We start from the raw sequence: 25,205 nt of genomic DNA, 5'->3' as shown, positions 1-25,205 counted from the left end.
GGCAATCCGGTGCAGCCGGAGACGGCGGCTTTTCTCAGGTCGGTGAAATAGCCGATGGCCTCATCGCGAGCAAGCTCGCTCCCACAGGGGTTTTGTGTACACAGCCCAATCCATGTGTCCACCACAACACCCTGTGGGAGCGAGCTTGCTCGCGATGAGATCCTGAATCTGGAGAACAATGTGATCCGTGTACTGGTAGCCGAAGACCACACCATCGTCCGCGAAGGCATCAAGCAGTTGATCGGCCTGGCCAAGGATCTGGTGGTGGTGGGGGAGGCGAGCAATGGCGAACAGTTGCTCGAAACCTTACGGCATGTGCCCTGCGAAGTGGTGCTGCTGGATATTTCCATGCCGGGCGTCAACGGCCTGGAGGCGATCCCACGGATCCGGGCGCTGAACAATCCGCCGGCCATCCTGGTGCTGTCGATGCATGACGAGGCGCAAATGGCCGCCCGCGCCCTGAAGGTCGGCGCCGCCGGCTACGCGACCAAGGACAGCGACCCGGCCTTGCTGCTCATGGCGATTCGCAAGGTCGCGGCTGGCGGGCGCTACATCGACCCGGACCTGGCCGACCGCATGGTCTTTGAAGTCGGCCTGACCGACACGCGACCGCTGCACTCGCTGCTGTCCGAGCGTGAATTCTCAGTCTTCGAACGCCTGGCCCAGGGCGCCAACGTCAACGACATCGCCCAGCAACTGGCCCTGAGCAGCAAGACCATCAGCACCCACAAGGCGCGGCTGATGCAGAAGCTCAACATCACCTCATTGGCGGAACTGGTGAAATATGCGATGGAGCACAAGCTGCTCTAAGCCTCACCACTGTTCCCCCTGTGGGAGCGAGCCTGCTCGCGATGGTGTCGGGTCATTCGACATCGATATTGGCTGATACACCGCTATCGCGAGCAGGCTCGCTCCCACAGGGGAATGCGTTGGCATATCCATTTGCGACAAGCCCCAACAGCGCTTTTTGCCCCTACTTGCGGCTTGCCGCTTAAAACGCGCCACTGCATTTACCCAATCCCGCCATCCCTGTAGGGCAATCCCTACCCCGACTCTTCCATCCCGCTGAGGTGATTCTCTCCTGCGTCCCGATTTGCGCGGACCCCAGGCTCCACTAGGCTTGACTCACAAGCAGTCATCAATACAAAAGGTGCGGGTATGAGCCAGGTCGATTCAAGCGCGGGGGCCAGTGATGTACTGGTCAGCTTTCGTGGTGTGCAAAAGAGCTACGACGGCGAGAACCTGATCGTCAAAGACCTCAACCTGGATATTCGCAAAGGCGAATTCCTGACCCTGCTCGGGCCCTCCGGCTCTGGCAAGACCACCAGCCTGATGATGCTCGCCGGGTTTGAGACCCCAACCGCCGGTGAGATTCTGCTGGCCGGGCGCTCGATCAACAATGTGCCACCGCACAAGCGCGACATCGGCATGGTGTTCCAGAACTACGCCTTGTTCCCGCACATGACCGTTGCCGAGAATCTGGCGTTCCCGTTGACCGTGCGAGGTTTGAACAAGAGCGACGTGAGTGATCGGGTCAAGCGCGTCTTGAGCATGGTCCAGCTGGACAGCTTCGCCCAACGCTACCCGGCGCAATTGTCCGGCGGCCAGCAACAACGGGTAGCCCTGGCCCGGGCGCTGGTGTTCGAGCCACAGCTGGTGCTGATGGACGAACCCCTGGGTGCGCTGGACAAGCAGCTTCGCGAGCACATGCAGATGGAAATCAAACACCTGCACCAGCGCCTTGGCGTGACAGTGGTCTACGTGACCCATGACCAGGGCGAAGCCTTGACCATGTCCGACCGTGTGGCGGTGTTCCATCAGGGCGAGATCCAGCAGATCGCCCCGCCGCGCACCCTGTATGAAGAGCCGAAAAACACCTTCGTCGCCAACTTCATTGGCGAGAACAACCGTCTCAACGGTCGTCTGCACAGTCAAACCGGCGAGCGCTGCCTGGTGGAGCTGGGGCGCGGTGAAAAGGTCGAGGCACTGGCGGTGAACGTCGGCCAGCCCGGCGAGCCGGTGACCCTGTCGATCCGCCCGGAGCGGGTGAGTCTCAACGGCGCAAGCGAACAATGTGTCAACCGCTTCTCAGGGAGGGTGGCGGAATTCATCTATCTGGGCGACCACGTCCGGGTTCGCCTGGAAGTCTGCGGCAAGACCGACTTCTTCGTGAAACAGCCGATTGCCGAGCTCGATCCCGGGCTCGCCGTCGGGGACGTGGTTCCGCTTGGCTGGCAAGTCGAGCATGTGCGTGCGCTCGATCCCCTTCTAGAGGCGAATTGATCGCCCCCTGCTGTACCAACACCAACCCTGCACGTGGAGAGAACAATAAATGTTGAGATCCCTGAAGTTCACAGCCCTGACACTGGGCATGATGGGTGCGGCAAGCGCGATGGCGGTGGGCCCGGACCTGACCGTGGTGTCTTTCGGCGGGGCGAACAAGGCGGCTCAGGTCAAAGCCTTCTACGCACCGTGGGAAGCGGCCGGCAATGGCAAGATCGTGGCTGGCGAGTACAACGGCGAAATGGCCAAGGTCAAGGCCATGGTCGATACCAAGAGCGTTTCCTGGGATTTGGTAGAGGTCGAGTCCCCGGAGTTGTCCCGTGGTTGTGACGAAGACATGTTCGAACAACTCGATCCGGCTCTGTTCGGTAAGGCCGAAGACTACGTCAAGGGCGCCATCCAGCCTTGCGGCGTGGGCTTCTTCGTGTGGTCGACCGTGCTGGCCTACAACGCCGACAAACTCAAGACCGCGCCGACCAGTTGGGCAGACTTCTGGGACACCAAGCAATTCCCGGGCAAACGCGGCCTGCGCAAGGGCGCCAAGTACACCCTGGAATTCGCCTTGATGGCCGACGGCGTAGCGCCGAAAGACGTCTACAAAGTGCTGGCTGGCAAAGACGGCCAGGACCGTGCGTTCAAGAAGCTCGATGAGCTCAAGCCGAACATCCAGTGGTGGGAAGCTGGCGCCCAGCCGCCGCAGTACCTGGCTTCCGGTGACGTGGTCATGAGCTCGGCCTACAACGGCCGGATCGCCGCGGTACAGAAAGAAAGCAACCTGAAAGTGGTGTGGAACGGCGGCATCTACGACTTTGATGCGTGGGCCATCCCACGCGGCCTGGACAAGACCCGCGCCGAAGCTGCGAAGAAATTCATCGCTTTCTCGGTGGCGCCGCAGCAGCAGAAGACCTACTCGGAAAACATCGCCTACGGTCCGGCCAATACCCAGGCTGTACCGTTGCTGGCCAAGGATGTCCTGAAGGACATGCCGACCACCCCGGAAAACATCGCCAACCAAGTGCAGATCGACGTCAGCTTCTGGGCTGACAACGGTGAGCAACTGGAACAGCGCTTCAACTCCTGGGCTGCCAAGTAAACCGGTGACGGTTGTGTGGGAGCGGGCTTGCTCGCGAAGGCGTCATCACTTCCAACATCAGTGTTGGCTGACCCAGCGCTTTCGCGAGCAAGCCCGCTCCCACAGGTTTTGCACCAGTTGGGTGTTTCAAAAGAACAGAGGCGGCCCGCCGCCCCTGTAACGATCAAAGAGATTTGCGGAGTTCGCCATGGCCATCGCCGTTCCACTGAACGCGGGCACCAGCCCCACCCTCAAGCAGCGGCTCAAGCACGCCGAGCGGATCAACCGCTGGAAGGCCCAGGCCTTGATCGCGCCGCTGGTGCTGTTTCTGTTGCTGGTGTTCCTGGTGCCGATCGTGGCGCTGCTGTTCAAAAGCGTCAGCAACCCGGAGGTGGTGGGCGCCATGCCGCGCACTGTCGCCGCCGTCGCTGCCTGGGACGGACGCGGTTTGCCGGGCGAACCAGTGTACAAGGCTGCCAGTGAAGACCTGGCCGAAGCCCGCAAGAATCAGACCTTGGGCGACTTGTCCAAGCGCCTGAACATGGAACTGGCCGGCTATCGCAGCCTGCTGACCAAGACCGCTCGGGCGTTGCCGTTTGCCACCGAGCCGGCTTCCTATAAAGAAGCCTTGGAAAACCTCGATGAGCGTTGGGGCGACCCCGCGTACTGGCAGGTGATCCGCCGCAACACCAGCGACGTTACCCCGTATTACCTGCTGGCGGCCGTCGATCACCGCATCGATGACCTCGGCGAACTGGCCCCAGCCACCCCTGACCAGGCTATTTACCTGGATATCTTCACCCGCACGTTCTGGATGGGCTTGGTGATCACCGCGATCTGCCTGGTGCTGGCCTATCCGCTGGCCTACCTGCTGGCGAACCTGCCATCGCGCCAAAGCAACCTGTTGATGATCCTGGTGTTGCTGCCGTTCTGGACCTCGATCCTGGTGCGAGTCGCCGCATGGATCGTGCTGTTGCAGTCGGGCGGCTTGATCAACAGCGCCCTGATGGCCATGGGCGTCATCGATAAGCCTCTGGAACTGGTGTTCAACCGCACCGGTGTGTATATCTCCATGGTCCACATCCTGCTGCCATTCATGATCCTGCCGATCTACAGCGTGATGAAAGGCATCTCGCCTACTTACATGCGGGCGGCGATCTCCCTGGGCTGTCACCCGTTCGCCAGTTTCTGGCGGGTGTACTTCCCACAGACCTATGCAGGTGTCGGTGCCGGTTGCCTGTTGGTGTTCATCCTTGCCATCGGCTACTACATCACGCCGGCGCTGCTGGGCAGCCCGAACGATCAGATGGTCAGCTACTTCGTCGCGTTCTACACCAATACCAGCATTAACTGGGGCATGGCCACGGCGCTCGGCGGGCTGCTGTTGCTGGCGACCATCGTGCTTTATCTGATTTACAGCTGGTTGGTGGGCGCCAGTCGCCTGCGCCTGAGCTAAGGGGAGATCGAAAATGGTGAGTCCTTACATGTCCCCCATTGAGCGGGTGTGGTTCTACAGTCTGCGCATACTCTGCGGGTTGATCCTGTTGTTCCTGATCCTGCCGGTGCTGGTGATCATTCCGCTGTCGTTCAACTCCGGCAGTTTCCTGGTGTACCCGCTGCAAGGTTTCTCGCTGCAGTGGTATCACGATTTCTTCGCCTCGGCCGAATGGATGCGGGCGCTGAAAAACAGCATCATCGTGGCTCCGGCAGCGACGTTGCTGGCGATGATCTTCGGCACGCTCGCGGCCATCGGCCTGACCCGTGGTGACTTCCCAGGCAAGGCACTGGTGATGGCCCTGGTGATTTCGCCCATGGTGGTGCCGGTGGTGATCATCGGCGTGGCCAGTTATCTGTTTTTCGCACCGTTGGGGATGGGCAACAGCTTCTTCTCGCTGATCGTGGTCCACGCCGTGCTGGGTGTACCGTTCGTCATCATCACGGTGTCGGCGACCCTGCAGGGGTTCAACCACAACCTGGTTCGGGCCGCTGCCAGCCTCGGGGCTTCGCCACTGACGGCGTTTCGTCGGGTGACCCTGCCGTTGATCGCCCCGGGCGTGATCTCTGGCGCACTGTTCGCCTTCGCGACGTCGTTCGATGAGGTGGTGGTGACCCTGTTCCTGGCCGGCCCCGAGCAGGCAACCCTGCCACGGCAGATGTTCAGCGGCATCCGCGAAAACCTCAGCCCCACCATCGCGGCGGCGGCGACCCTGCTGATTGCCTTCTCGGTGATCCTGTTGCTGACCCTGGAGTGGTTGCGTGGGCGTAGCGAGAAGCTGCGTACTACCCAAGTCTGAGGCCAGCGTTGGTCCCTGTGGGAGCGGGCTTGCTCGCGAAAGCGGTGTAACAGTCGACATAGATGTTGGATGTTCCGCCGCATTCGCGAGCAAGCCCGCTCCCACATTGGGTTTGCGGTGTATTCATAAGCTCAATAGCTGACAACCCTCAATACCGAGCTATCCTTGTGCCAGCCCATACTCGAATAAGAGGCCGCGCACATGAGTCTTTCCTCATTCAAGATCGCCCATAAACTGATCACCGGTGCCGCTGCCATCGAGCAACTGGCGGCTGAGCTGACCCGGCTGGACGTCGACAACCCACTGATCGTGACCGATGCGGCGTTGGTCAAGTCCGGCACCGTGGAACTGGCCCTGCAACATCTGGGCGGACGGGACTACGAGATTTTCGACCGGGTCATGCCGGACCCGGAAATAGCCATTGTCGAGGACTGCATGCAAGCCTACCGCGACGGTGGTCATGATGGCTTGATCGGCCTGGGTGGCGGCAGTGCCATCGACATCGCCAAGTGCGTGGGGGTCTATGCCGGTTACCACGGCGAGCTGCAGGATATGTTCGGTGTCGATCAGGTGCCGCGCAAAGGCCCGCCCATGATTGCCATCCCGACCACGGCCGGTACTGGTTCGGAAGTCACCAACGTGGCGATCCTCTCCGACAAGGCCGCGCAGCTGAAAAAAGGCATCGTCAGCGATTATCTGTTGCCGGACGTGGCGCTGGTCAGTCCGCAGATGACCCTCACCTGCCCGCGCGGCGTCACGGCTGCCAGTGGCGTTGATGCGCTGGCACACGCCATCGAGGCCTATCTGTCGCTCAATGCTTCGCCCATCACCGATGCCCTGGCGATCGGCGCAATCAAGCTGATCAGCCGTGCGCTGCCCAAGGCCTATGCCAACCCGGCTCACCTGCAAGCCCGGGAAGACATGGCCACGGCCAGCCTGATGGCCGGCATGGCATTCGGCAATGCCGGGGTCGGCGCGGTGCATGCGCTGGCCTATCCGTTGGGCGGGCGTTTTCACGTGTCCCATGGCGTTGCCAACGCCTTGTTGCTGCCGTATGTCATGACCTGGAACAAGATGGCCTGCGTCGAGCGCATGCGTGACATCGCCGAAGCCATGGGCATCAAGACCGCGCACCTGAGCGATCTCGAAGCGGCCGATGAGGCTGTGGAGGCGATAGTTACGCTGTGTGCTGCGGTGGAAATACCCAAGGGCCTCAGCAGCCTGGGCGTGACCGATGACGTGATTCCCTCCATGGCGGTGGAAGCGGCGGGAATAGAACGGCTAATGCGCAACAATCCACGCCAACTGAGCGCCGCCGATATCGAGAAGATCTACCGCGCGGCGTATTGATCGATTGTCACGGTGGGCGCGCCAAATCTTGAGGTATACAATGCGCGCCATCGTGATTTCGCTCAAAACAGGTGCGTCATGCAGCCCTTCGCTATTGCTCCGTCGATTCTCTCTGCCGACTTCGCCCGCCTGGGCGAGGAAGTGGACAACGTTCTGGCCGCCGGGGCCGACATCGTCCACTTCGATGTCATGGACAACCACTACGTGCCCAACCTGACCATCGGCCCGATGGTCTGCGCGGCGCTGCGCAAGTACGGCGTCACCGCGCCGATCGACGCGCACTTGATGGTCAGTCCGGTGGACCGCATCGTCGGTGACTTCATCGAAGCCGGTGCTACTTACATCACTTTCCACCCTGAAGCCACGCAGCACATCGACCGCTCCCTGCAGTTGATCCGCGAAGGCGGTTGCAAGGCCGGCCTGGTGTTCAACCCGGCCACGCCCCTGGACGTGCTCAAGTACGTGATGGACAAGGTCGACATGATCCTGCTGATGAGCGTCAACCCTGGCTTCGGCGGGCAGAAGTTCATCCCGGGTACGCTCGATAAGCTGCGCGAAGCCCGTGCGCTGATCGATACCTCGGGCCGTGATATCCGCCTGGAAATCGACGGTGGCGTGAACGTGAACAATATCCGTGAAATCGCCGCGGCCGGTGCCGATACGTTCGTCGCGGGTTCGGCGATCTTCAACGCACCGAACTACGAAGAGGTGATTGCAAAAATGCGCGCCGAACTGGCCCTGGCGCGCCCATGAGCGGCTTCGAGCAGCTGTTCCCCGGCAGCTTGCCGCGTCTGGTGATGTTCGACCTCGATGGCACATTGGTCGATTCGGTCCCGGACCTCGCGGCGGCCGTGGACACGATGCTGCTCAAGCTTGGACGCCCGCCTGCCGGTATCGACTCGGTGCGCCACTGGGTCGGCAACGGCGCGCCCATGCTGGTGCGCCGGGCCTTGGCCAATGACATCGATGCCCAAGGTGTCGATGATGCCGAGGCCGAGCGGGCGCTGGCGTTGTTCAATGACGCCTACGAAGACAATCACCAACTGACGGTGGTCTATCCCGGCGTGCGCTCCACCCTCAAATGGCTGAAAAAGCAGGGCGTGGAAATGGCCCTGATTACCAACAAACCGGAGCGCTTCGTTGCGCCGTTGCTGGACCAGATGAAAATCGGCCGCTATTTCCGCTGGATCATCGGCGGCGATACCTTGCCGCAGAAAAAACCGGATCCGGCCGCGCTGTTTTTCGTGATGAAAATGGCCAACATCCCGGCTTCCCAATCCCTGTTCGTCGGCGACTCGCGCAGCGATGTGCTGGCGGCCAAGGCGGCAGGGGTCAAGTGCGTGGCGTTGAGTTATGGCTACAACCACGGCCGGCCCATCGCCGAAGAGTTTCCGACGCTGGTGATCGACGATTTGCGTCTGTTAATTCCCGGTTGCCTGGACCCGGCCGCTGAGATAACGTTGCCCGACGCTGTTCAATCCTCTTCTGGAAACGCCATCGTGGTGGTCACTCGCAAACTCTGGATGAAAGTCATGAAGGCCCTGGCCCGCTGGCGTTGGCGCGCCTGACGTGATCCTGGCCGGTTATCCGGCGCGTTTGCATACCTGACTGTCAGCTCCTCTTGCCACGAGGCACCCCATGATCCGCGAAGAATTCCTGCGTCTAGCCGCTGCCGGCTACAACCGCATCCCCCTTGCTTGTGAAACCCTGGCCGACTTCGACACACCGCTGTCGATCTACCTCAAGTTGGCCGACCAACCCAACTCCTACTTGCTCGAATCGGTGCAGGGCGGCGAGAAATGGGGCCGTTATTCCATCATCGGCCTGCCGTGCCGCACGGTGCTGCGAGTCCATGACCATCGCATCAGCGTGACCCACGACGGCGTCGAAATCGAAAGCCTCGAAGTCGAAGACCCGCTGGCGTTCGTCGAAACCTTCAAGGCCCGCTACAACGTGCCGACCATCCCCGGCCTGCCGCGCTTCAACGGTGGCCTGGTGGGTTATTTCGGCTACGACTGCGTGCGTTACGTGGAAAAACGCCTGGGCACCTGCCCGAACCCCGATCCGCTGGGCGTGCCGGATATTTTGCTGATGGTGTCCGACGCGGTCGTCGTTTTCGACAACCTCGCCGGCAAGATGCACGCCATCGTCCTGGCCGATCCGTCCCAGGAAGATGCCTACGAGCAAGGTCAACAAAGCCTGCAAGCACTGTTGGAAAAGTTGCGTCAGCCGATCGCTCCGCGTCCCGGCCTGGACTTCAGCAAGCAGTCGGCGGCCGACCCGGTGTTTCGTTCCAGTTTCACCCAGGACGATTACGAACGCGCCGTCGATACCATCAAGGAGTACATCCTCGCCGGTGACTGCATGCAGGTCGTGCCGTCGCAACGGATGTCCATCGACTTCAAGGCGGCGCCCATCGATCTCTATCGGGCGCTGCGCTGTTTCAACCCGACGCCCTACATGTATTTCTTCAACTTCGGAGACTTCCATGTCGTGGGCAGTTCGCCGGAAGTGCTGGTGCGGGTCGAAGACAACCTGATCACGGTGCGGCCGATCGCCGGCACTCGCCCCCGTGGCACCACGGAGGAAGCTGACCGGGCGCTGGAAGAGGACCTGCTGTCGGATGACAAGGAAATCGCCGAGCACCTGATGCTGATTGATCTGGGGCGCAACGACACCGGACGGGTCTCGGAAATCGGCTCGGTGAAGCTCACCGAGAAGATGGTCATCGAGCGCTACTCCAACGTGATGCACATCGTTTCCAACGTCACCGGCCAGTTGAAGGCCGGGCTGACGGCGATGGACGCCTTGCGGGCGATCCTGCCGGCGGGCACCTTGTCCGGCGCGCCGAAAATCCGCGCGATGGAAATCATCGACGAACTGGAGCCGGTCAAGCGGGGCGTGTACGGCGGGGCCGTGGGTTACTTCGCCTGGAACGGCAACATGGACACCGCCATTGCCATTCGCACCGCGGTCATCAAGAACGGTGAACTGCACGTGCAGGCCGGCGGCGGTATTGTCGCCGACTCGGTGCCGGCACTGGAGTGGGAAGAGACCCTGAACAAGCGACGGGCCATGTTTCGCGCCGTGGCGCTGGCGGAGCAGACTTCAGGCGCCTGAAGTCCTCCCCGACAACCTGCGGCCAAGGGGCTTTTTTGCCCTGAAGGCTGTATTTAAAGCCAGTGAATTCAATAGGTTGCTTACGCCATGTTGCTGATGATCGATAACTACGACTCTTTTACCTACAACGTTGTGCAATACCTTGGCGAGCTGGGCTCCGAGGTCAAGGTCGTGCGCAACGACGAACTGACCATCGCCGAAATCGAAGCCCTCAAGCCTGAGCGCATCGTGGTTTCGCCCGGCCCGTGCACGCCGACCGAAGCGGGCATTTCCATCGACGCCATCAAGTATTTCGCTGGCAAGCTGCCGATCCTGGGTGTCTGTCTGGGGCACCAGTCGATCGGCCAGGCGTTCGGCGGTGACGTGGTGCGCGCCCGACAAGTCATGCACGGTAAGACCAGCCCGGTATTCCACGAGGACAAGGGCGTGTTCGAGGGGCTGAATCATCCGCTTACCGTAACCCGCTACCACTCCCTGATCGTCAAGCGCGAAACTCTGCCGGACTGCCTGGAACTGACGGCCTGGACCCAGCTTGAAGACGGCTCGGTCGATGAAATCATGGGGCTGCGCCACAAGACATTGAATATCGAGGGTGTGCAATTCCATCCCGAGTCTATTCTCACCGAGCAGGGCCACGAACTGTTCGCCAACTTTCTCAAACAAACCGGCGGCACGCGCTAAGGACTTTTCATGGATATCAAGACAGCCCTGAGCCGTATCGTCGGCCATCTCGACCTGAGCACCGACGAGATGCGCGACGTGATGCGCGAAATCATGACTGGCCAATGCACGGATGCGCAGATCGGCGCGTTCATGATGGCCATGCGCATGAAGAGTGAGAGCATCGATGAAATCGTCGGTGCGGTTTCGGCGATGCGTGAGCTGGCGGACAAGGTCGAACTCAAGACGCTGGACGGTGTGGTGGATGTGGTTGGTACCGGCGGTGACGGCGCCAATATCTTTAACGTTTCCACGGCTTCGTCGTTTGTCGTCGCGGCGGCCGGTTGCACCGTTGCCAAACACGGCAATCGGGCAGTTTCCGGCAAGAGCGGCAGTGCCGATCTGCTGGAGGCGGCCGGCATTTACCTGAACCTGACGCCGATCCAGGTGGCACGCTGCATCGATAACGTCGGCATCGGTTTCATGTTTGCCCAGACTCACCATAGTGCCATGAAACACGCCGCCGCACCGCGCCGCGAGCTGGGGCTGCGTACGCTGTTCAACATGCTCGGCCCGCTTACGAATCCGGCCGGCGTGAAACATCAGGTAGTCGGTGTGTTCAGCCAGGCGTTGTGCCGGCCATTGGCTGAAGTCCTGCAACGCCTGGGCAGCAAGCACGTGCTGGTGGTCCATTCAAAGGATGGGCTGGATGAGTTCAGCCTGGCGGCGCCTACATTCGTGGCCGAACTAAAAAATGATCAGATCAGCGAGTACTGGGTCGAACCTGAAGACCTCGGCATGAAGAGCCAGAGCTTGCACGGGTTGGCAGTCGACAGCCCGGCCCAATCGCTGGAGCTGATTCGCGATGCCCTGGGGCGTCGCAAAACCGAGAATGGCCAGAAAGCCGCTGAGATGATCGTGCTCAATGCCGGCGCTGCGTTGTACGCCGCTGACCACGCCAGCAGTCTCAAGCAAGGCGTGGAACTGGCCCATGATGCGCTGCACACTGGCCTGGCCAGGGAAAAGCTCGAAGAGCTGGGTGCATTTACCGCCGTATTCAAAGTGGAGAATGAAGGATGAGCGTGCCAACGGTTCTGGAAAAAATTCTGGCTCGCAAGGCCCAGGAAGTGGCCGAGCGCAGCGCTCGGGTCAGTCTGGCCGAGCTGGAAAACCTGGCGCGTTCAGCGGATGCGCCGCGCGGCTTTGCCCAGGCTTTGATCGATCAGGCCAAGAAAAAACAGCCGGCGGTGATTGCCGAAATCAAGAAGGCATCCCCCAGCAAGGGCGTGATTCGTGAGCACTTCGTCCCGGACGAGATCGCGCGAAGCTACGAGAAGGGCGGTGCTACCTGCCTCTCGGTGCTGACCGACGTCGACTTTTTTCAAGGGGCCGACGACTACCTGAAGCAGGCGCGGGCGGCGTGCAAGTTGCCGGTGATCCGCAAGGATTTCATGATCGATCCGTACCAGATCGTCGAGGCGCGTGCGCTGGGCGCCGACTGCGTGCTGTTGATCGTTTCCGCCTTGGACGACGTGAAAATGGCCGAGCTGGCGGCCGTTGCCAAAAGCGTCGGGCTGGATGTCCTGGTGGAAGTCCACGACGGTGACGAGTTGGAACGAGCCCTGAAAACCCTCGATACCAAACTGGTCGGCGTGAACAATCGCAACCTGCACACTTTCGAAGTGAGCCTGGAAACCACCCTGGACCTGTTGCCGCGCATTCCGCGCGATCGCCTGGTCATCACCGAAAGCGGCATCCTCAACCGGGCCGATGTCGAGCTGATGGAAGTCAGCGATGTGTACTCGTTCCTGGTGGGCGAAGCGTTCATGCGCGCCGAGAACCCGGGTACGGAGTTGCAACGACTGTTCTTTCCTGAACGTGGCCTGCCGGTGAGCGGCTCGACGCTGGACTGATCCATGTCGCCTGTGATTTCCCTGACCGTCGAAGCTGGCCTGCAAGCCGAACAGGATCTGTTGGCCAGCATCTGCGCGGGCGACGCTGAGTTCGGCCTGCTGTTCTGGCGGCCCAAAGACCGTGCGCTGGTCATGCCGCGCCGTTTGAGTCGCCTACCGGGCTTTGAACACGCCTGTGAAGTATCGGCTGCCCATGGCTGGCCGGTCCTGCTGCGCGAAACCGGTGGCGAACCGGTGCCGCAATCGGCCGCCACCGTCAATATCGCCCTGGTCTACGCACCACCGCGAAGCGAAGGCGACCACGGACGTATCGAAACCGGGTATCGCCGGTTGTGCGATCCCATCTGCCAGCTGTTGGATGAGCTGGGCGGAGTGGCTTCGCTGGGAGAGGTGGAGGGCGCTTTCTGTGACGGACGCTTCAACGTCAACCTCGACGGCCGGAAAATGGTGGGCACCGCTCAGCGCTGGCGCCAGAGCAAGGGTGGTCAACGTCCGGTGGGGCTGGTCCATGGTGCGCTTTTACTGGTGGACGAGCGCGAGTCCATGGTCGCGGCAGTCAATCGCTTCAATGAGGCCTGTGGCCTGGAGCAGCGAGTGCGTGCCGAGAGTCATATTGCCCTGCGTGAAAAATTCCCGGCGCCTCATGCGTTGGAGCGACTCGAGGCGTTGTATCGGGAGCTGCTGACCAAGCTGCTGGGTGCTTAACGCGTTCCGAACACCACCATGGTCTTGCCTTTGACGCTGACCAGGTTGCGCTCTTCCAGGTCCTTGAGTACGCGACCGACCATTTCACGCGAACAACCGACAATCCGACCAATCTCTTGGCGCGTCACCTTGATCTGCATGCCGTCCGGGTGGGTCATGGCATCGGGTTGCTTGCACAGTTCCAACAGGCAGCGTGCTACACGTCCGGTGACGTCGAAAAATGCGAGATCGCCCACCTTGCGGGTGGTATTGCGCAGGCGCTGTGCGATTTGTCCGCTGAGGACGTAAAGAATGTCCGGGTCTTGCAGGGACAGTTCTCGGAATTTGGCGTAGCTGATTTCCGCCACTTCACATTCAATCTTGGTCCGTACCCAGGCACTGCGTTCCTGTTCCTTGCCCGCCTGTTCGAACAACCCCAGCTCGCCGAAAAAATCTCCGGAATTGAGGTAGGCGATGATCATTTCCCGACCGTCGTCATCTTCTATGAGGATAGTGACCGACCCCTTGATGATGAAAAACAGCGTCTCGGAACGATCTCCCGCACAAATGATGTTGTGTTTGGCTGGATGGCGGCGGCGCTGGCAATGCATCAAGAGTTTGTCGAGATTCTTGATCTTGAACGTGGGAGTAATGGCAACCATGGTTGTATCCCGAAAGACTGCGCAGTGATGGTTTGGTTTTTTTATAGACGCGAATGGCTATCGCTAAAGGCTGGCCATGCGCCATCGAGTTGGCGTATGGCCAGCTTAACAGAGGCGTCCTTAATTGATTTGAGAATTTACCTACATGCTGGTCGGTCAGGTCTCCTAAGACGGAGAGCGGTCATACCGGAGCGCTGTGCTAAGCTGGCGACCCTTTTTTAACAGTGGAGTCTTGGCGATGAAGGCACGCATCCAATGGGCTGGCGAAGCCATGTTCCTCGGTGAGTCAGGCAGTGGTCATGTGGTCGTCATGGACGGCCCGCCAGAGGCCGGTGGGCGGAACCTGGGTGTTCGGCCGATGGAAATGCTCCTGCTGGGCGTGGGCGGTTGCAGCAACTTCGACGTGGTCAGCATTCTCAAAAAGTCTCGCCAGGCCGTCGAAAGCTGCGAAGCTTTCCTGGAGGCAGAGCGCGCCACTGAAGATCCCAAAGTGTTTACCAAGATCCACATGCACTTCGTGGTGAAGGGGCGCGCCCTGAAGGAAGCCCAGGTCAAGCGCGCCATCGAGCTGTCCGCCGAGAAATACTGCTCGGCTTCGATCATGCTTGGCGCCGCCGGGGTCGAAATCACCCACGATTATGAAATCATCGAGTTGGGTTGAGTCGAGAGTCGACTGGCCGTATTGATGTATTCGGACAGAAAAAAGGCGACTTCCCTTGGGGACGTCGCCTTTTTAATTTCCGTGGGAATGAGCTAGTCAGTCCTCAATTGCCGTCAAATCCGATAAGTGCTCTTGGTCATGACCTTGGCCAGCAGGCTCATGCCGAACTTCACCGGGGCCGGAAAACGGAAGCCACCGGCCTCAAGCGCACTCTCGGCATGGTGTTCCTCGTCCACGCGCATCTGTTCAAGGATCGCCCGGGATTTTTCATCCTCGGCCGGCAGTTGTTCGAGGTGTTCATTCAAATGCTTGCACACTTGATGCTCGGTCGCCGCAACGAAGCCGAGGCTGACTTTGTCGCTGATCAGCCCGGCAACGGCGCCGATCCCGAATGACATCCCATAGAACAGCGGATTCAGGACGCTGGTATGACTGCCCAGCTGGCGAATCCGTTGTTCACACCAGACCAGATGGTCGATTTCTTCCTCGGCGGCATGCTCCATTGCCTTACGCACTTGCGGTAGCTTCGCTGTCAGCGCCTGGCCCTGATACAGCGCCTGGGCACAGACTTCGCCGGTGTGGTTGATACGCATCAGCCCGGCGACGTGTCGGGTTTGCTCGTCACTCAGTTGCGCGTCTGGTTGCACGATAGCCGGTGATGGGCGGTACGGCTGGCCACTGAAGGGCAGCAGCGTGCGCATCGCGGTATCCGCTTGCAGCAACAGGCGGTCAATCGGCGAGTAGTGACGTTGGGTAGTCATGCTTACCTCCGGGAAAAATCACAGCGGCCAGTTTAACCCAATCGACCGTCGAAGATTTGCGTTGGGTCAGGGGTATCAGCCCGGCGGCCAGTTCATCTGGCGCTGCCCCAGCACATGCATATGAATGTGATAGACCGTTTGCCCACCCAGTTCATTGCAATTCATCACCACGCGAAAACCTTCTTCACAGCCCAATTCCAGCGCCAGGCGCTGGGCAGTGAACAAAATGTGTCCAGCCAGGCCTTTGTCTTCTTCGGCCAGGTCATTGAGGGTGCGGATCGGTTTTTTCGGTATGACCAAGAAATGTACAGGCGCCTGCGGGGCGATGTCGTGGAAGGCCAATACCTGGTCATCCTCGTAAATGATCTTCGCCGGGATTTCCCGGTTGATGATTTTGGTAAACAGAGTATCCACAGCTGTTTTCTCCGTTGGGTTCGTCGAGGGCGGGTGTCTTGAAGGCTCCGGTTTAGGCGCCTGGTTATTCAACTTGAAGGGATCAGCGCGGGCAATAAGCCTTGTTGATCATGCCTGCGATGGTTCGTACCAGCCATCGCGACCCCAGTCGCGGCAGCGCGGCCAGCCAGCGGTTGCGGCGTCCGGGAATGATGATGGCGCGGTTGCGGTCCAGCGCGCGCACGGCGTACAGGGCCACCTCTTCCGGGCTCATCAGCAACTTGCTGTCGATGAGTTTCTGTTCGTCCATCTGCGCCCTGGAAAAGAAGCCGGTCCGGGTCGGGCCAGGGCAAAGCACCGAGACCTTGATCGAGCATTTCTTCAGCTCGACCCGCAAGGCTTCGGAGAAGTGCAGCACATAGGCCTTGCTGGCGTAATAGGTACTCATCCAGGGGCCGGGCTGGAACGCGGCAATCGAGGCGACGTTGAGGATCTGACCGCCGCCAAGCAGGGCCATGCTGTTACCGATGGCGTGACAAAGCCGTGTCAGGGCGAGGATGTTGACTTCGATCAGGTCCTGCTCGGTCATCCAGTCCTGGCCCAGGAACGGCCCGCTGGTGCCGATGCCTGCACAATTGACCAGCAGGTCGATCTGCCGTTCACCTTCCTCCAGTTCCAGGAGAAAGCCTGAAAGCCTCAGCGGTTCGCCCAGGTCGCAAGCCCGGAACAACACCTCCACGCCAAACCGCTGAGTCAGTTCGATTGCAATACTTTCCAGCCGATCACGTTGTCGAGCCACCAGTATCAAGTTGCGGCCGCGCCGGGCCAGCGCTTCGGCCATGGCCAGGCCAATGCCGCTGGAAGCGCCAGTGATCAGTGCGTAACGGGTCATGCAGTTCTCCATCGCAACAGCCCGCCGCCAGGCGACTGGGCTGTCACCGGCATGAAGCGCGCTTATTGTTCCTCTTCTTCTTCATAGTCTACAGAAGGCGAAGCGGGCTCGGCTGCCTCGACGGCGGGTTCTTCGGCGGTGTCGGTGCTGGACTCGCTGCTTTCATAGCTGCTCAGGGTACTGCTGTCGTAGTCCTCCTGGAGGGCTCCGAAGATGCCGGCAAAGGTAGCCATGAAAATCAGGACGATCATCACAAGCCAAAGCGACGCCAGCAATTTGACCGCCGTGGTATTGCGCGGTGGCGGCGGACCATACTGGTTTGCACCGGTATTGCCCGGGGCGATGATGAGGATGAACGGGAAGATGCTGCCCACGAATGGAACGAGGTTGACCAGCCACAACCACCCCGACCAGCCGAGATCATGCAGGCGCTGGACGTTGAACTGGATGCTCACGAAGGCAAAGGCTAGTACGACGGCTGCGCCGAGCAGGCCGCCGACGATGAGTCCCGCTATCGAGTCGGAAGCCAGCAGCCAGGCCGTGGCTAACCAGAAGCCCAGGCCGACCAAGGGCAGTAGGGCCAGGGTCAACACCATGGTCCAGGCCAGGTAGCGCAAACGGCCGATACGCCCATCGAAGCTGAACGGCTTGAGGGTGCTGTACTCGGCGAGTGTTTCACCCACTTCGGCCCGGGGAGGCGCATACGGCGAGACGGGGTCGACGATTGACTCCGGGTGACGTCCCCCCGGCTGTTGTGGCGACTCCTGTACTTCGCCAAGGCTCAGTTGGAGGGCGGCGGGTTCGGCTTCGATTCGGGCATCGATTCCGCTCTTGTTGAGCGCTTCCAGGTACTGCTGGGCTTCGCTCTGGGACAGGTTGCTTTTAAGGGCCACCTTGCGACCAGTGAACAGCCGTTCAATGGCGCTGATATCGCTTTTGAACAGGTCGGCGAGGTTGAGTTTGGCTGTGGTGGTATCGACGCCCGGCATCAAGCCTCCGTCGAATACGATGTTGAAACGGGTTTCGCTCATGCCTGGCATCCTTGTCTCTGAAAGTTAAATAACTGCTTTTATGGGGTTGGTTCCGCGGGGCCATTGCCCGCCAAGCTGCGCTGCCCGGGCATGTGCCTGACGGTATTCTTCATCCAGGCGTGCCACCAACTGATCGACGCTGGGCAAATCATCGATTTCACCCACGCCCTGGCCAGCGGACCATACGGTTTTCCAGGCCTTGGCTTCATCGTTCAGCGGTTTGAGTTTCGAGCCAAAATCCACCTCGCCCTTGTTCTGCAGAGCGGCCAGATCGAAACCGGCGCTCTCCAGGCTCTGGCGCATGAAACTGGCCGGCACTCCGGATACAGCGGGAGTATGCACGATGTCTGCGGCTCTGGATGTGAGCAACATCTCTTTATAAGCGTCAGGGGCGTGGCTTTCGCTCGTAGCGATAAAGCGCGTGCCGAAGTAGGCCAGATCGGCGCCGAGCAATTGTGCGGCCAAAATCTGATGACCGTGGTTCAGGCATCCTGCAAGCAGCACGGTTTTGTCGAAAAACTGCCGGATCTCGGCGACTAGTGAAAACGGGCTCCATGTTCCGGCATGCCCGCCTGCACCAGCGGCAACGGCGATCAAGCCATCGACACCGGCTTCGGCGGCTTTCTCGGCATGACGCCGGGTCGTCACGTCATGGAACACCAGTCCGCCATAAGCATGGACGGCATCCACCAACTCCTTCACCGCGCCCAGGCTGGTGATGACAATCGGCACCTTGTGTTCGATGCAGATGGCCAAGTCGGCTTGAAGCCGCGGGTTGCTGTGATGGACGATCAGGTTCACGGCGTAGGGTGCCGGATTCTCCAGGGTCGCCAGGCCTGCTTCGATTTCCTCGAGCCAGGCCTTGAAGCCACTGCTTTCGCGCTGGTTCAACGCCGGAAAACTTCCGACGATGCCGTTGCGGCAGCAGGCCAGCACCAGTTTCGGATTGGAAATCAGGAACATTGGCGCTGCCACGACGGGCAGGCGCAAGCGTTGTTCAAGCAGAGCGGGCAACGACATCGCAAGTACCCCGGATAATGGATGCTGATTGGAGATTAGAACGGTCGGACGACGACCAGAATTACGATAGCCAGCAATATCAGAACCGGCACTTCATTGAACCAGCGATAAAAGACATGGCTGCGGGTGTTTTCGCCACGGGCGAAGCGCTTTACCTGGGCGCCGCACATATGGTGGTAACCGATCAGCAGCACGACCAGGGTCAGCTTGGCGTGCATCCAGCCACCTTGGGTGAAGTAGGCGCCGGCGTTGAGGCTGAGCAGCCAGATGCCGAATACGAGCGTGGCAATCATCGCCGGGCCCATGATGCCGCGGTACAACTTGCGCTCCATGACGCTGAAACGTTCTTTGCTGACGCTGTCCTCGCTTTGGGCGTGATAGACAAACAGGCGAGGCAGGTAGAACAGGCCGGCGAACCAGCAGACCATGCTGACGATATGAAGTGCTTTGAGCCACAGATAGAGCATTTTTAGTTATTCCCAGGATTCACGGTAGCCCGATAGTAGAGGTTAGAGCGTCCGCACGTCACCTTGGCGGTTGTCGCCGGGCCCTGCGGCCCCTATCATCGACGGCTTTCCAGTGGGTTCGTTGAGGGCAGGTTTATGGTCAAGGTCGGTATCGTCGGCGGCACGGGGTACACCGGTGTCGAACTGCTGCGTCTGTTGGCACAGCATCCGCAAGCTGAGGTGGTGGTCATCACTTCCCGATCCGAGGCCGGCCTGGCCGTTGCCGACATGTACCCGAACCTGCGAGGTCATTACGACGGCCTGGCGTTCAGTGTTCCGGACATCAAGACCCTTGGCGCCTGCGATGTGGTGTTCTTCGCCACACCTCACGGTGTCGCCCACGCCCTGGCGGGTGAACTGCTGGCTGCCGGGACCAAGGTCATTGACCTGTCGGCGGACTTCCGCCTGCAGGACGCCGATGAATGGGCCAAGTGGTACGGTCAACCTCACGGCGCGCCGGATCTGCTCGACGAGGCGGTCTATGGATTGCCGGAAGTCAATCGCGAGAAAATCAAGCAGGCCCGACTGATCGCGGTACCGGGTTGCTATCCGACGGCGACGCAGCTGGGGTTCCTGCCGCTACTCGAGGCCGGTCTTGCCGATGCTTCGCGTCTGATTGCCGACTGCAAGTCCGGTGTCAGTGGGGCCGGGCGTGGTGCCAGTGTCGGTTCGCTGTACTCCGAAACGGCGGAAAGCATGAAGGCGTACGCGGTCAAGGGGCACCGCCACCTACCGGAAATTCGCCAGGGATTGCGCCGGGCCGCGGGCAAGGAGGTCGGCCTGACCTTCGTGCCGCACCTGACGCCGATGATTCGTGGCATCCACTCCACTCTTTATGCAACCGTCGTCGATCGTTCGGTGGACCTGCAGGCGTTGTTTGAAAAGCGTTACGCCAACGAACCGTTCGTCGACGTAATGCCAGCCGGCAGCCACCCGGAAACCCGCAGCGTGCGCGGTGCGAACGTTTGCCGGATCGCCGTGCATCGTCCGCAGGACGGTGATCTGGTGGTGGTGTTGTCGGTCATCGATAACCTGGTCAAGGGCGCGTCCGGCCAGGCCGTGCAGAACCTGAACATCCTGTTCGGGCTGGATGAGCGCTTGGGGCTCTCCCATGCGGGGATGTTGCCATAACGGCAGCCACACGCTTCAAGTCGGCAGCTACAAGCTTGGGGCTTGTAGTTCGCCGCTGCTCTTGTAAATAGTTGACCGATTTTCTAGGAGAAGCGGATAATGCCCGCCATCACGCATTATGGCGGCGTAAGCGCCGGGAGATATTCAGCATGAGCGTCGAAACCTTCACCCCCACGGCTTTGCAATTCACCCACGGTGCCGCGCACAAGGTGAAGAGCCTGGTCGATGAAGAGGGCAATGATCGTTTGAAGCTGCGCGTGTTTGTAACGGGCGGCGGTTGTTCCGGTTTTCAGTACGGCTTCACTTTTGATGAAGAAGTGGCCGAAGACGACACCATCGTTGAACGCGAAGGGGTCAGCCTGGTGGTCGATCCGATGAGCTTTCAGTACCTGGCAGGTGCCGAGGTGGATTATCAGGAAGGCCTGGAAGGCTCGCGGTTCGTGATCAAGAACCCAAACGCGACCACGACCTGTGGGTGCGGTTCTTCGTTCTCGATCTGAGTGCTTCAATAAAAAAGCCGCAGAGCCTTAGGGCCCTGCGGCTTTTTTCTGTCCGTAATTACTGGATTCAGGCTGGGTAGATGGCGCCGAGTACGCGCAGGCCGCGGGCGCCGGTGACACTTGGGCGGTTACCTGGAATACCTTCAAGGCAACAATGGGCAAGCCAGGCGAAAGCCATGGCTTCAACCCAATCCGGGTCTACGCCGTACACCGCCGTGCTGCTGACTTTGGCGTCCGGCAGTAAATCGGCCAGGCGCTTCATGAGCGTCTGGTTATGTGCACCGCCGCCGCAGACCAGCAACTCTTGAGTATTGGACTGGGCATGTTGGAGTGATTCGACGATGGTCAGGGCTGTCAGTTCGAGCAACGTTGCCTGCACGTCTTCCGGGGTGAAGGCTGGCAACTGCGATAAATGCTGGCTCAGCCAAGGCAGGTTGAATACCTCTCGCCCGGTACTTTTCGGACCCTTCGTGACAAAGAAGGGATCGCTGAGCAGCGTCTTGAGCAGAACTGGCTCGACTTTCCCGCTGGCAGCCCATTGACCGTCACGATCGAAATGGTCGCCTCGTTGTTGATGTATCCAGGCATCGAGCAATACGTTGCCTGGACCACAGTCGAAACCAGCGACGGGTTTTGCCGGCTCGATCAGGCTGAGATTGCTGAAACCGCCGACATTCAGTACGGCACGTTTACCGGCTCGTTCTTCGAACAGTGCTTCGTGAAATGCCGGAACCAGCGGGGCGCCTTGTCCACCGGCGGCGACGTCACGGCTGCGGAAATCGCTGACGACGGTGATGCCGGTCAACTCACTCAACAAGGCCGGATTGCCAATCTGTACGGTAAACCCGCGGGCTGGTTCATGGCGGATGGTCTGGCCGTGGCTGCCGACCGCCGTGATGTCTTCAGGCTTGAGTTTCTGTTCGTTGAGCAGGGTATGGATACCCTGTGCGGCCAGCTTTACCCAGCTTTGCTGGGCAATGGCGGAGCGGGCGATCTCATCGGGCCCACTGCTGCACAATCCGAGCAATTCGGTACGCAGGATGGCGGGCATCGGAATGTAGTGCGTGGCGATCAATTTGATCGCCGGGGTCAGTTCGATCAGTGCGATATCCAGGCCATCCAGGCTGGTCCCGGACATCACACCGATATAGAGCGCCATGCTTAACGCTTGCTCGAGGCCAGCATGGTGGCTTTCTCTTGATCCATGCGAGCCATCAAGGGTTGGCTTTGAGCCAGGAAGCGCGCGCGTTCGCCCTTGGCGATCGGATCGGCCATCGGCAGTTTCTGGCCAAGCGGATCGACGTGGACGCCGTTGACCTGGAATTCATAGTGCAAGTGCGGGCCGGTGGACAGGCCGGTAGTGCCGATGTATCCGATCACCTGGCCTTGCTTGACGGTGCCGCCAGTCTTCACGCCCTTGGCGAAGCCTTGCATGTGGCCGTACAGCGTGCGGTAGGTATTGCCGTGCTGGATGATCACGGTGTTGCCGTAACCGCCGCGACGTCCGGCCAGCAATACCTTGCCGTCGCCGGCAGACTTGATTGGCGTGCCACGGGGAGCTGCGTAGTCGACACCTTTATGGGCGCGGATCTTGTTCAGGATTGGATGCTTGCGGCCGGCGGAGAACTTCGAGCTGATGCGGGCGAAATCAACCGGTGTACGGATGAAGGCCTTGCGCATGCTGTTGCCGTCGGCGGTGTAGTAGCTGCTGTTGCCTTGCTTGTTGGTGTAGCGCACGGCGGTGTATGTCTTGCCGCGGTTGGTGAAGCGCGCGGAGAGAATCGGGCCGTTGCCGACGCTTTTTCCATTGACCACTTTCTGCTCATAGATGATGTCGAATTCGTCACCCTGGCGAATGTCCTGGGCGAAGTCGATGTCGTAGCCAAATACACTGGCCATGTCCATGGTCAGGCTGTGGGAAAGGCCTGCGCGTGCAGCCGACTGGGACAATGAGCTGTTGATGACGCCATGAACGTAGGCCGAGCGGACGGTAGGCTTGGTGATGACGCGATTGAATACATAACCCTTGTCGTTTTTGGTCAGGGTGATGCTTTCCAGGTCGCTCAGCTTGGTGTGCAGGTTGGTCAGCTGGCCCTCTGGATCGAGTTCGAATTCGAGTTTCTGGCCGCGCTGCAGTTGAGTGAACTGCTTGGCTTGCTTGTCGCTGGCCACGATTTCATGGACCGAAGTCGAGGGCAGGCCAACCTTTTCGAAGAGGGTGGAAAGTGTGTCGCCCTTGGCAACAATCACTTCGCGATGGTCTGGTCCCTTCTTTTCTTCTGCTACAGGCGCTTCTACCTGAGCGGCTGCCTCGGTGGTGTCTTGCGGGCTGTTTTCAATCTGCGCAAAAGGAGAGGCGGCCGGTTCGTTTGTGGCTTGAACGGTTTCGGCGGCGTCTTGTTCTTGTGTCAGTTGTTCAGCAGGGCTTTCCAGTTCAAGACTCAGGGTCGTCTTTTTGGCTTCAACATCGCTGGAGGGAAACACCAGCAGCGCCAGGCTAAGGAGGGCTGCGATGCCACTTGCGGCAAGCAGGTGGGTCTTCGGGTAAAGCGGCGGCGCTTTAGACGGTTCTGTGGTCATAGGTAATTTTGACTTTTGAAAAGATGAATTGGAAAAGATGACTGACATGATGAAGATGAAATAACTGTATAAAATATAACCAAAACCCCTGCGAAGCAAGCCCGCGAACGCTCTGTTCTGTGGATTGGCGTCCGCGCGCCGGGCAAACCTTGTATTTGGTGCGCGATCTTGTATGGTTGGGGCCCTTTGAATCTGAGCCTTACGGGTCTGTTATGAAGTCGGTTGAAGAGCAGCTAGCGCTGATCAAACGTGGTGCGGAAGAACTGTTGGTCGAGTCCGAGCTGATCGAAAAGCTCAAGCGCGGGCAGCCGCTGCGTATCAAGGCTGGTTTCGATCCGACGGCACCCGATCTGCACCTGGGCCATACCGTGCTTATTAATAAGCTGCGCCAGTTCCAGGATCTGGGGCACCAGGTCATCTTCCTTATAGGTGACTTCACCGGGATGATCGGTGATCCAAGCGGCAAGAGTGCTACGCGCCCACCGCTGACTCGTGAGCAGGTTCTCGATAACGCCGAGACCTACAAGACTCAGGTTTTCAAGATTCTTGATCCGGCCAGGACCGAAGTGGCTTTCAACTCCACTTGGATGGATCTGATGGGGCCGGCGGATTTCATTCGTCTGACGTCCCAATACACCGTGGCTCGCATGCTTGAGCGCGATGATTTCGACAAGCGCTATAAATCCAATCAGCCAATCGCCATTCATGAGTTCCTCTATCCGCTTGTGCAGGGCTATGACTCGGTCGCATTGCGCGCGGACGTTGAGCTTGGCGGTACCGACCAGAAGTTCAACCTGTTGATGGGGCGTGAGCTGCAGCGTGGTTATGGTCAGGAGGCACAGTGCATCCTGACCATGCCGTTGCTGGAAGGTCTGGATGGTGTGAAGAAGATGTCCAAGTCGCTGGGCAACTACGTGGGTATCCAGGAAGCGCCGGGCGTCATGTACAGCAAGCTGGTCTCCATTCCTGATGTGCTGATGTGGCGCTACTTCGAGCTGTTGAGTTTCCGGTCCATGGATGAGATCAATGCGTTCCGTGCCGATGTCGAGGCTGGCGCCAATCCGCGTGACATCAAGATCAAGCTGGCCGAAGAGATCGTTGCGCGTTTCCATGGTGAGGAGGCTGCGGCCAATGCTCATCGCGCGGCGGGTAATCGCATGAAGGATGGCGAGCTGCCGGACGATCTGCCGGAGATCGAGTTGACTGCTGCTGAGGATATGCCGATTGCGGCAGTCCTTAATAAAGCAGGCCTGGTCAAGAACGCAGCGGTGGCGCGAGACCTTTTGGGTTCGGGTGGTGTGCGTATCGATGGTGAGGTTGTGGATCGCACCTATATATATGAGCTGGGTTCTACTCATGTCTGTCAGGCTGGCAAGAAGGCTTTTGCGCGTATTACGCTGAAATCTGAATAAAGCTGAAAATAGGTGTTGACGGCAGATTCTGGAAGTCTATAATTCGCCCCACTTCCGGCGCAGTCGAAACGGAAAACTCCTTGAGATTCAATGAGTTAAGTAGGTTTCGAAGGTGTTGGGCTTCAGGTCATCGAAGCCCGGAAGGAGCAGATAGAGCGGTGTTGTTTGGCTCTATCGGCGGTTCGATCTTCTCGGTCGAAAGCGGTGAAAAAGAGGTGTTGACAGCAGCGAGTAACGCTGTAGAATTCGCCTCCCGCTAACGAGAGATCGGAAGCGCAAG

Annotated in this window: 26 protein-coding genes; 17 read left to right on the top strand and 9 right to left on the bottom strand. The window is 59.7% G+C overall.

Features of this window, described 5'->3' with window-relative positions:
• Window positions 1-180 precede the first annotated feature (180 nt).
• The 13 genes from B0E42_RS25480 (at window position 181) to B0E42_RS25410 (ending at window position 13,397) form a co-directional block, all read left to right on the top strand.
• Window positions 181-810, top strand: coding sequence for a response regulator transcription factor (locus B0E42_RS25480; protein WP_003206156.1), 630 nt, complete (start codon window positions 181-183; stop codon window positions 808-810).
• A gap of 348 nt (window positions 811-1,158) precedes the next feature.
• Window positions 1,159-2,283 carry an ABC transporter ATP-binding protein gene (locus B0E42_RS25470; RefSeq protein WP_018607204.1) on the top strand — a complete coding sequence of 375 codons (1,125 nt, stop codon included), beginning with the start codon at window positions 1,159-1,161 and terminating at the stop codon, window positions 2,281-2,283.
• 49 nt (window positions 2,284-2,332) lie between these two features.
• The gene (locus B0E42_RS25465) at window positions 2,333-3,376 is read left to right on the top strand and encodes an ABC transporter substrate-binding protein (protein ID WP_077508180.1); all 1,044 of its coding nucleotides are present in this window, start codon (window positions 2,333-2,335) and stop codon (window positions 3,374-3,376) included.
• 187 nt (window positions 3,377-3,563) lie between these two features.
• Window positions 3,564-4,811, top strand: coding sequence for an ABC transporter permease (locus B0E42_RS25460; RefSeq protein ID WP_018607201.1), 1,248 nt, complete (start codon window positions 3,564-3,566; stop codon window positions 4,809-4,811).
• 13 nt (window positions 4,812-4,824) lie between these two features.
• On the top strand, window positions 4,825-5,649 hold the full coding sequence (locus tag B0E42_RS25455; protein ID WP_018607199.1) for an ABC transporter permease: 825 nt from the start codon (window positions 4,825-4,827) through the stop codon (window positions 5,647-5,649).
• A gap of 201 nt (window positions 5,650-5,850) precedes the next feature.
• Window positions 5,851-6,999, top strand: a complete 1,149-nt coding sequence (locus B0E42_RS25445) for an iron-containing alcohol dehydrogenase (protein ID WP_077508175.1) — start codon at window positions 5,851-5,853, stop codon at window positions 6,997-6,999.
• 78 nt (window positions 7,000-7,077) lie between these two features.
• A complete protein-coding gene (gene rpe / locus B0E42_RS25440; RefSeq protein ID WP_077508172.1) occupies window positions 7,078-7,752 on the top strand; it encodes a ribulose-phosphate 3-epimerase in 675 nt (224 codons plus the stop codon).
• Entirely contained in the window at window positions 7,749-8,567 is an 819-nt protein-coding gene (locus B0E42_RS25435) for a phosphoglycolate phosphatase (protein ID WP_018607195.1), read from the top strand. Before rpe ends, B0E42_RS25435 begins: the two co-directional genes overlap by 4 nt.
• 70 nt (window positions 8,568-8,637) lie before the next feature.
• Window positions 8,638-10,119, top strand: a complete 1,482-nt coding sequence (trpE, locus tag B0E42_RS25430) for an anthranilate synthase component I (protein ID WP_077508169.1) — start codon at window positions 8,638-8,640, stop codon at window positions 10,117-10,119.
• An 87-nt stretch (window positions 10,120-10,206) separates the two neighbouring features.
• Window positions 10,207-10,800 carry an aminodeoxychorismate/anthranilate synthase component II gene (locus tag B0E42_RS25425; RefSeq protein WP_018607190.1) on the top strand — a complete coding sequence of 198 codons (594 nt, stop codon included), beginning with the start codon at window positions 10,207-10,209 and terminating at the stop codon, window positions 10,798-10,800.
• Window positions 10,801-10,809: 9 nt separating this feature from the next.
• Entirely contained in the window at window positions 10,810-11,859 is a 1,050-nt protein-coding gene (gene trpD / locus B0E42_RS25420; protein WP_018607187.1) for an anthranilate phosphoribosyltransferase, read from the top strand.
• On the top strand, window positions 11,856-12,692 hold the full coding sequence (trpC, locus tag B0E42_RS25415) for an indole-3-glycerol phosphate synthase TrpC (protein ID WP_018607185.1): 837 nt from the start codon (window positions 11,856-11,858) through the stop codon (window positions 12,690-12,692). Before trpD ends, trpC begins: the two co-directional genes overlap by 4 nt.
• Window positions 12,693-12,695: 3 nt before the next feature.
• A complete protein-coding gene (locus B0E42_RS25410; RefSeq protein WP_077508166.1) occupies window positions 12,696-13,397 on the top strand; it encodes a lipoate--protein ligase family protein in 702 nt (233 codons plus the stop codon).
• Here B0E42_RS25410 and crp read toward each other — a convergent pair.
• The gene (crp, locus tag B0E42_RS25405) at window positions 13,394-14,038 is read right to left on the bottom strand and encodes a cAMP-activated global transcriptional regulator CRP (RefSeq protein ID WP_018607181.1); all 645 of its coding nucleotides are present in this window, start codon (window positions 14,036-14,038) and stop codon (window positions 13,394-13,396) included. The genes B0E42_RS25410 and crp overlap by 4 nt on opposite strands.
• Window positions 14,039-14,276: 238 nt before the next feature.
• Here crp and B0E42_RS25400 point away from each other — a divergent pair, with 238 nt between their 5' ends.
• Complete coding sequence (locus B0E42_RS25400) at window positions 14,277-14,699, top strand: OsmC family protein (protein ID WP_003206127.1); 423 nt, start codon at window positions 14,277-14,279, stop codon at window positions 14,697-14,699.
• Window positions 14,700-14,812: 113 nt separating this feature from the next.
• On the opposite strand, the gene coq7 is transcribed toward B0E42_RS25400, so the two are convergent.
• The 6 genes from coq7 to hemJ form a co-directional block, all read right to left on the bottom strand.
• Window positions 14,813-15,460 (bottom strand): 2-polyprenyl-3-methyl-6-methoxy-1,4-benzoquinone monooxygenase, encoded by a 648-nt coding sequence (gene coq7 / locus B0E42_RS25395; protein WP_018607177.1) that lies wholly within the window; start codon window positions 15,458-15,460, stop codon window positions 14,813-14,815.
• 75 nt (window positions 15,461-15,535) lie between these two features.
• A complete protein-coding gene (locus tag B0E42_RS25390) occupies window positions 15,536-15,874 on the bottom strand; it encodes a histidine triad nucleotide-binding protein (RefSeq protein WP_003206124.1) in 339 nt (112 codons plus the stop codon).
• Between the two features lie 82 nt (window positions 15,875-15,956).
• Complete coding sequence (locus B0E42_RS25385) at window positions 15,957-16,745, bottom strand: SDR family oxidoreductase (protein WP_018607174.1); 789 nt, start codon at window positions 16,743-16,745, stop codon at window positions 15,957-15,959.
• 62 nt (window positions 16,746-16,807) lie between these two features.
• Window positions 16,808-17,776, bottom strand: coding sequence for a DUF805 domain-containing protein (locus tag B0E42_RS25380; protein ID WP_077508163.1), 969 nt, complete (start codon window positions 17,774-17,776; stop codon window positions 16,808-16,810).
• A 24-nt stretch (window positions 17,777-17,800) separates the two neighbouring features.
• Window positions 17,801-18,796 carry a nitronate monooxygenase family protein gene (locus B0E42_RS25375; RefSeq protein ID WP_077508160.1) on the bottom strand — a complete coding sequence of 332 codons (996 nt, stop codon included), beginning with the start codon at window positions 18,794-18,796 and terminating at the stop codon, window positions 17,801-17,803.
• 35 nt (window positions 18,797-18,831) lie between these two features.
• Entirely contained in the window at window positions 18,832-19,263 is a 432-nt protein-coding gene (gene hemJ / locus B0E42_RS25370) for a protoporphyrinogen oxidase HemJ (RefSeq protein WP_003206117.1), read from the bottom strand.
• A gap of 135 nt (window positions 19,264-19,398) precedes the next feature.
• Between hemJ and argC the strand changes: the two genes are divergently transcribed.
• Both argC and erpA read left to right on the top strand, forming a co-directional pair.
• Window positions 19,399-20,433: an N-acetyl-gamma-glutamyl-phosphate reductase gene (argC, locus tag B0E42_RS25365; protein ID WP_053182489.1), complete on the top strand. Its 1,035-nt coding sequence runs from the start codon at window positions 19,399-19,401 to the stop codon at window positions 20,431-20,433.
• 149 nt (window positions 20,434-20,582) lie between these two features.
• Entirely contained in the window at window positions 20,583-20,933 is a 351-nt protein-coding gene (erpA, locus tag B0E42_RS25360) for an iron-sulfur cluster insertion protein ErpA (protein ID WP_003177727.1), read from the top strand.
• 67 nt (window positions 20,934-21,000) lie between these two features.
• Here the strand turns inward: erpA and B0E42_RS25355 are convergent, their stop codons facing one another.
• On the bottom strand, window positions 21,001-22,092 hold the full coding sequence (locus B0E42_RS25355; RefSeq protein WP_018607146.1) for an anhydro-N-acetylmuramic acid kinase: 1,092 nt from the start codon (window positions 22,090-22,092) through the stop codon (window positions 21,001-21,003).
• 2 nt (window positions 22,093-22,094) lie between these two features.
• Window positions 22,095-23,513 (bottom strand): peptidoglycan DD-metalloendopeptidase family protein, encoded by a 1,419-nt coding sequence (locus B0E42_RS25350; RefSeq protein ID WP_018607144.1) that lies wholly within the window; start codon window positions 23,511-23,513, stop codon window positions 22,095-22,097.
• Between the two features lie 212 nt (window positions 23,514-23,725).
• On the opposite strand from B0E42_RS25350, the gene tyrS reads away from it, so the two are divergent.
• The gene (gene tyrS / locus B0E42_RS25345) at window positions 23,726-24,925 is read left to right on the top strand and encodes a tyrosine--tRNA ligase (protein WP_024616713.1); all 1,200 of its coding nucleotides are present in this window, start codon (window positions 23,726-23,728) and stop codon (window positions 24,923-24,925) included.
• Window positions 24,926-25,205 lie beyond the last annotated feature (280 nt).

Origin of the sequence: Pseudomonas sp. A25(2017), from assembly GCF_002001065.1 — a bacterium.
Classification (GTDB): Bacteria; Pseudomonadota; Gammaproteobacteria; order Pseudomonadales; family Pseudomonadaceae; genus Aquipseudomonas; species Aquipseudomonas kilonensis.
This window is presented reverse-complemented; position numbering and strand designations above follow the sequence as displayed.

What these genes read in the sequence shown, in the direction of transcription:
- B0E42_RS25425 (WP_018607190.1), top strand. Translation starts at nt 10,207, where the DNA reads ATGTTGCTGATGATCGATAACTACGACTCTTTTACCTACAACGTTGTG.
- B0E42_RS25400 (WP_003206127.1), top strand. Translation starts at nt 14,277, where the DNA reads ATGAAGGCACGCATCCAATGGGCTGGCGAAGCCATGTTCCTCGGTGAG.
- B0E42_RS25410 (WP_077508166.1), top strand. Translation starts at nt 12,696, where the DNA reads ATGTCGCCTGTGATTTCCCTGACCGTCGAAGCTGGCCTGCAAGCCGAA.
- rpe (WP_077508172.1), top strand. Translation starts at nt 7,078, where the DNA reads ATGCAGCCCTTCGCTATTGCTCCGTCGATTCTCTCTGCCGACTTCGCC.
- hemJ (WP_003206117.1), bottom strand. Translation starts at nt 19,263, where the DNA reads ATGCTCTATCTGTGGCTCAAAGCACTTCATATCGTCAGCATGGTCTGC.
- B0E42_RS25460 (WP_018607201.1), top strand. Translation starts at nt 3,564, where the DNA reads ATGGCCATCGCCGTTCCACTGAACGCGGGCACCAGCCCCACCCTCAAG.
- B0E42_RS25445 (WP_077508175.1), top strand. Translation starts at nt 5,851, where the DNA reads ATGAGTCTTTCCTCATTCAAGATCGCCCATAAACTGATCACCGGTGCC.
- B0E42_RS25380 (WP_077508163.1), bottom strand. Translation starts at nt 17,776, where the DNA reads ATGAGCGAAACCCGTTTCAACATCGTATTCGACGGAGGCTTGATGCCG.
- B0E42_RS25355 (WP_018607146.1), bottom strand. Translation starts at nt 22,092, where the DNA reads ATGGCGCTCTATATCGGTGTGATGTCCGGGACCAGCCTGGATGGCCTG.
- B0E42_RS25385 (WP_018607174.1), bottom strand. Translation starts at nt 16,745, where the DNA reads ATGACCCGTTACGCACTGATCACTGGCGCTTCCAGCGGCATTGGCCTG.
- trpC (WP_018607185.1), top strand. Translation starts at nt 11,856, where the DNA reads ATGAGCGTGCCAACGGTTCTGGAAAAAATTCTGGCTCGCAAGGCCCAG.
- B0E42_RS25375 (WP_077508160.1), bottom strand. Translation starts at nt 18,796, where the DNA reads ATGTCGTTGCCCGCTCTGCTTGAACAACGCTTGCGCCTGCCCGTCGTG.
- erpA (WP_003177727.1), top strand. Translation starts at nt 20,583, where the DNA reads ATGAGCGTCGAAACCTTCACCCCCACGGCTTTGCAATTCACCCACGGT.
- B0E42_RS25455 (WP_018607199.1), top strand. Translation starts at nt 4,825, where the DNA reads ATGGTGAGTCCTTACATGTCCCCCATTGAGCGGGTGTGGTTCTACAGT.
- B0E42_RS25465 (WP_077508180.1), top strand. Translation starts at nt 2,333, where the DNA reads ATGTTGAGATCCCTGAAGTTCACAGCCCTGACACTGGGCATGATGGGT.
- B0E42_RS25435 (WP_018607195.1), top strand. Translation starts at nt 7,749, where the DNA reads ATGAGCGGCTTCGAGCAGCTGTTCCCCGGCAGCTTGCCGCGTCTGGTG.
- argC (WP_053182489.1), top strand. Translation starts at nt 19,399, where the DNA reads ATGGTCAAGGTCGGTATCGTCGGCGGCACGGGGTACACCGGTGTCGAA.
- tyrS (WP_024616713.1), top strand. Translation starts at nt 23,726, where the DNA reads ATGAAGTCGGTTGAAGAGCAGCTAGCGCTGATCAAACGTGGTGCGGAA.
- B0E42_RS25470 (WP_018607204.1), top strand. Translation starts at nt 1,159, where the DNA reads ATGAGCCAGGTCGATTCAAGCGCGGGGGCCAGTGATGTACTGGTCAGC.
- coq7 (WP_018607177.1), bottom strand. Translation starts at nt 15,460, where the DNA reads ATGACTACCCAACGTCACTACTCGCCGATTGACCGCCTGTTGCTGCAA.
- trpE (WP_077508169.1), top strand. Translation starts at nt 8,638, where the DNA reads ATGATCCGCGAAGAATTCCTGCGTCTAGCCGCTGCCGGCTACAACCGC.
- crp (WP_018607181.1), bottom strand. Translation starts at nt 14,038, where the DNA reads ATGGTTGCCATTACTCCCACGTTCAAGATCAAGAATCTCGACAAACTC.
- B0E42_RS25350 (WP_018607144.1), bottom strand. Translation starts at nt 23,513, where the DNA reads ATGACCACAGAACCGTCTAAAGCGCCGCCGCTTTACCCGAAGACCCAC.
- trpD (WP_018607187.1), top strand. Translation starts at nt 10,810, where the DNA reads ATGGATATCAAGACAGCCCTGAGCCGTATCGTCGGCCATCTCGACCTG.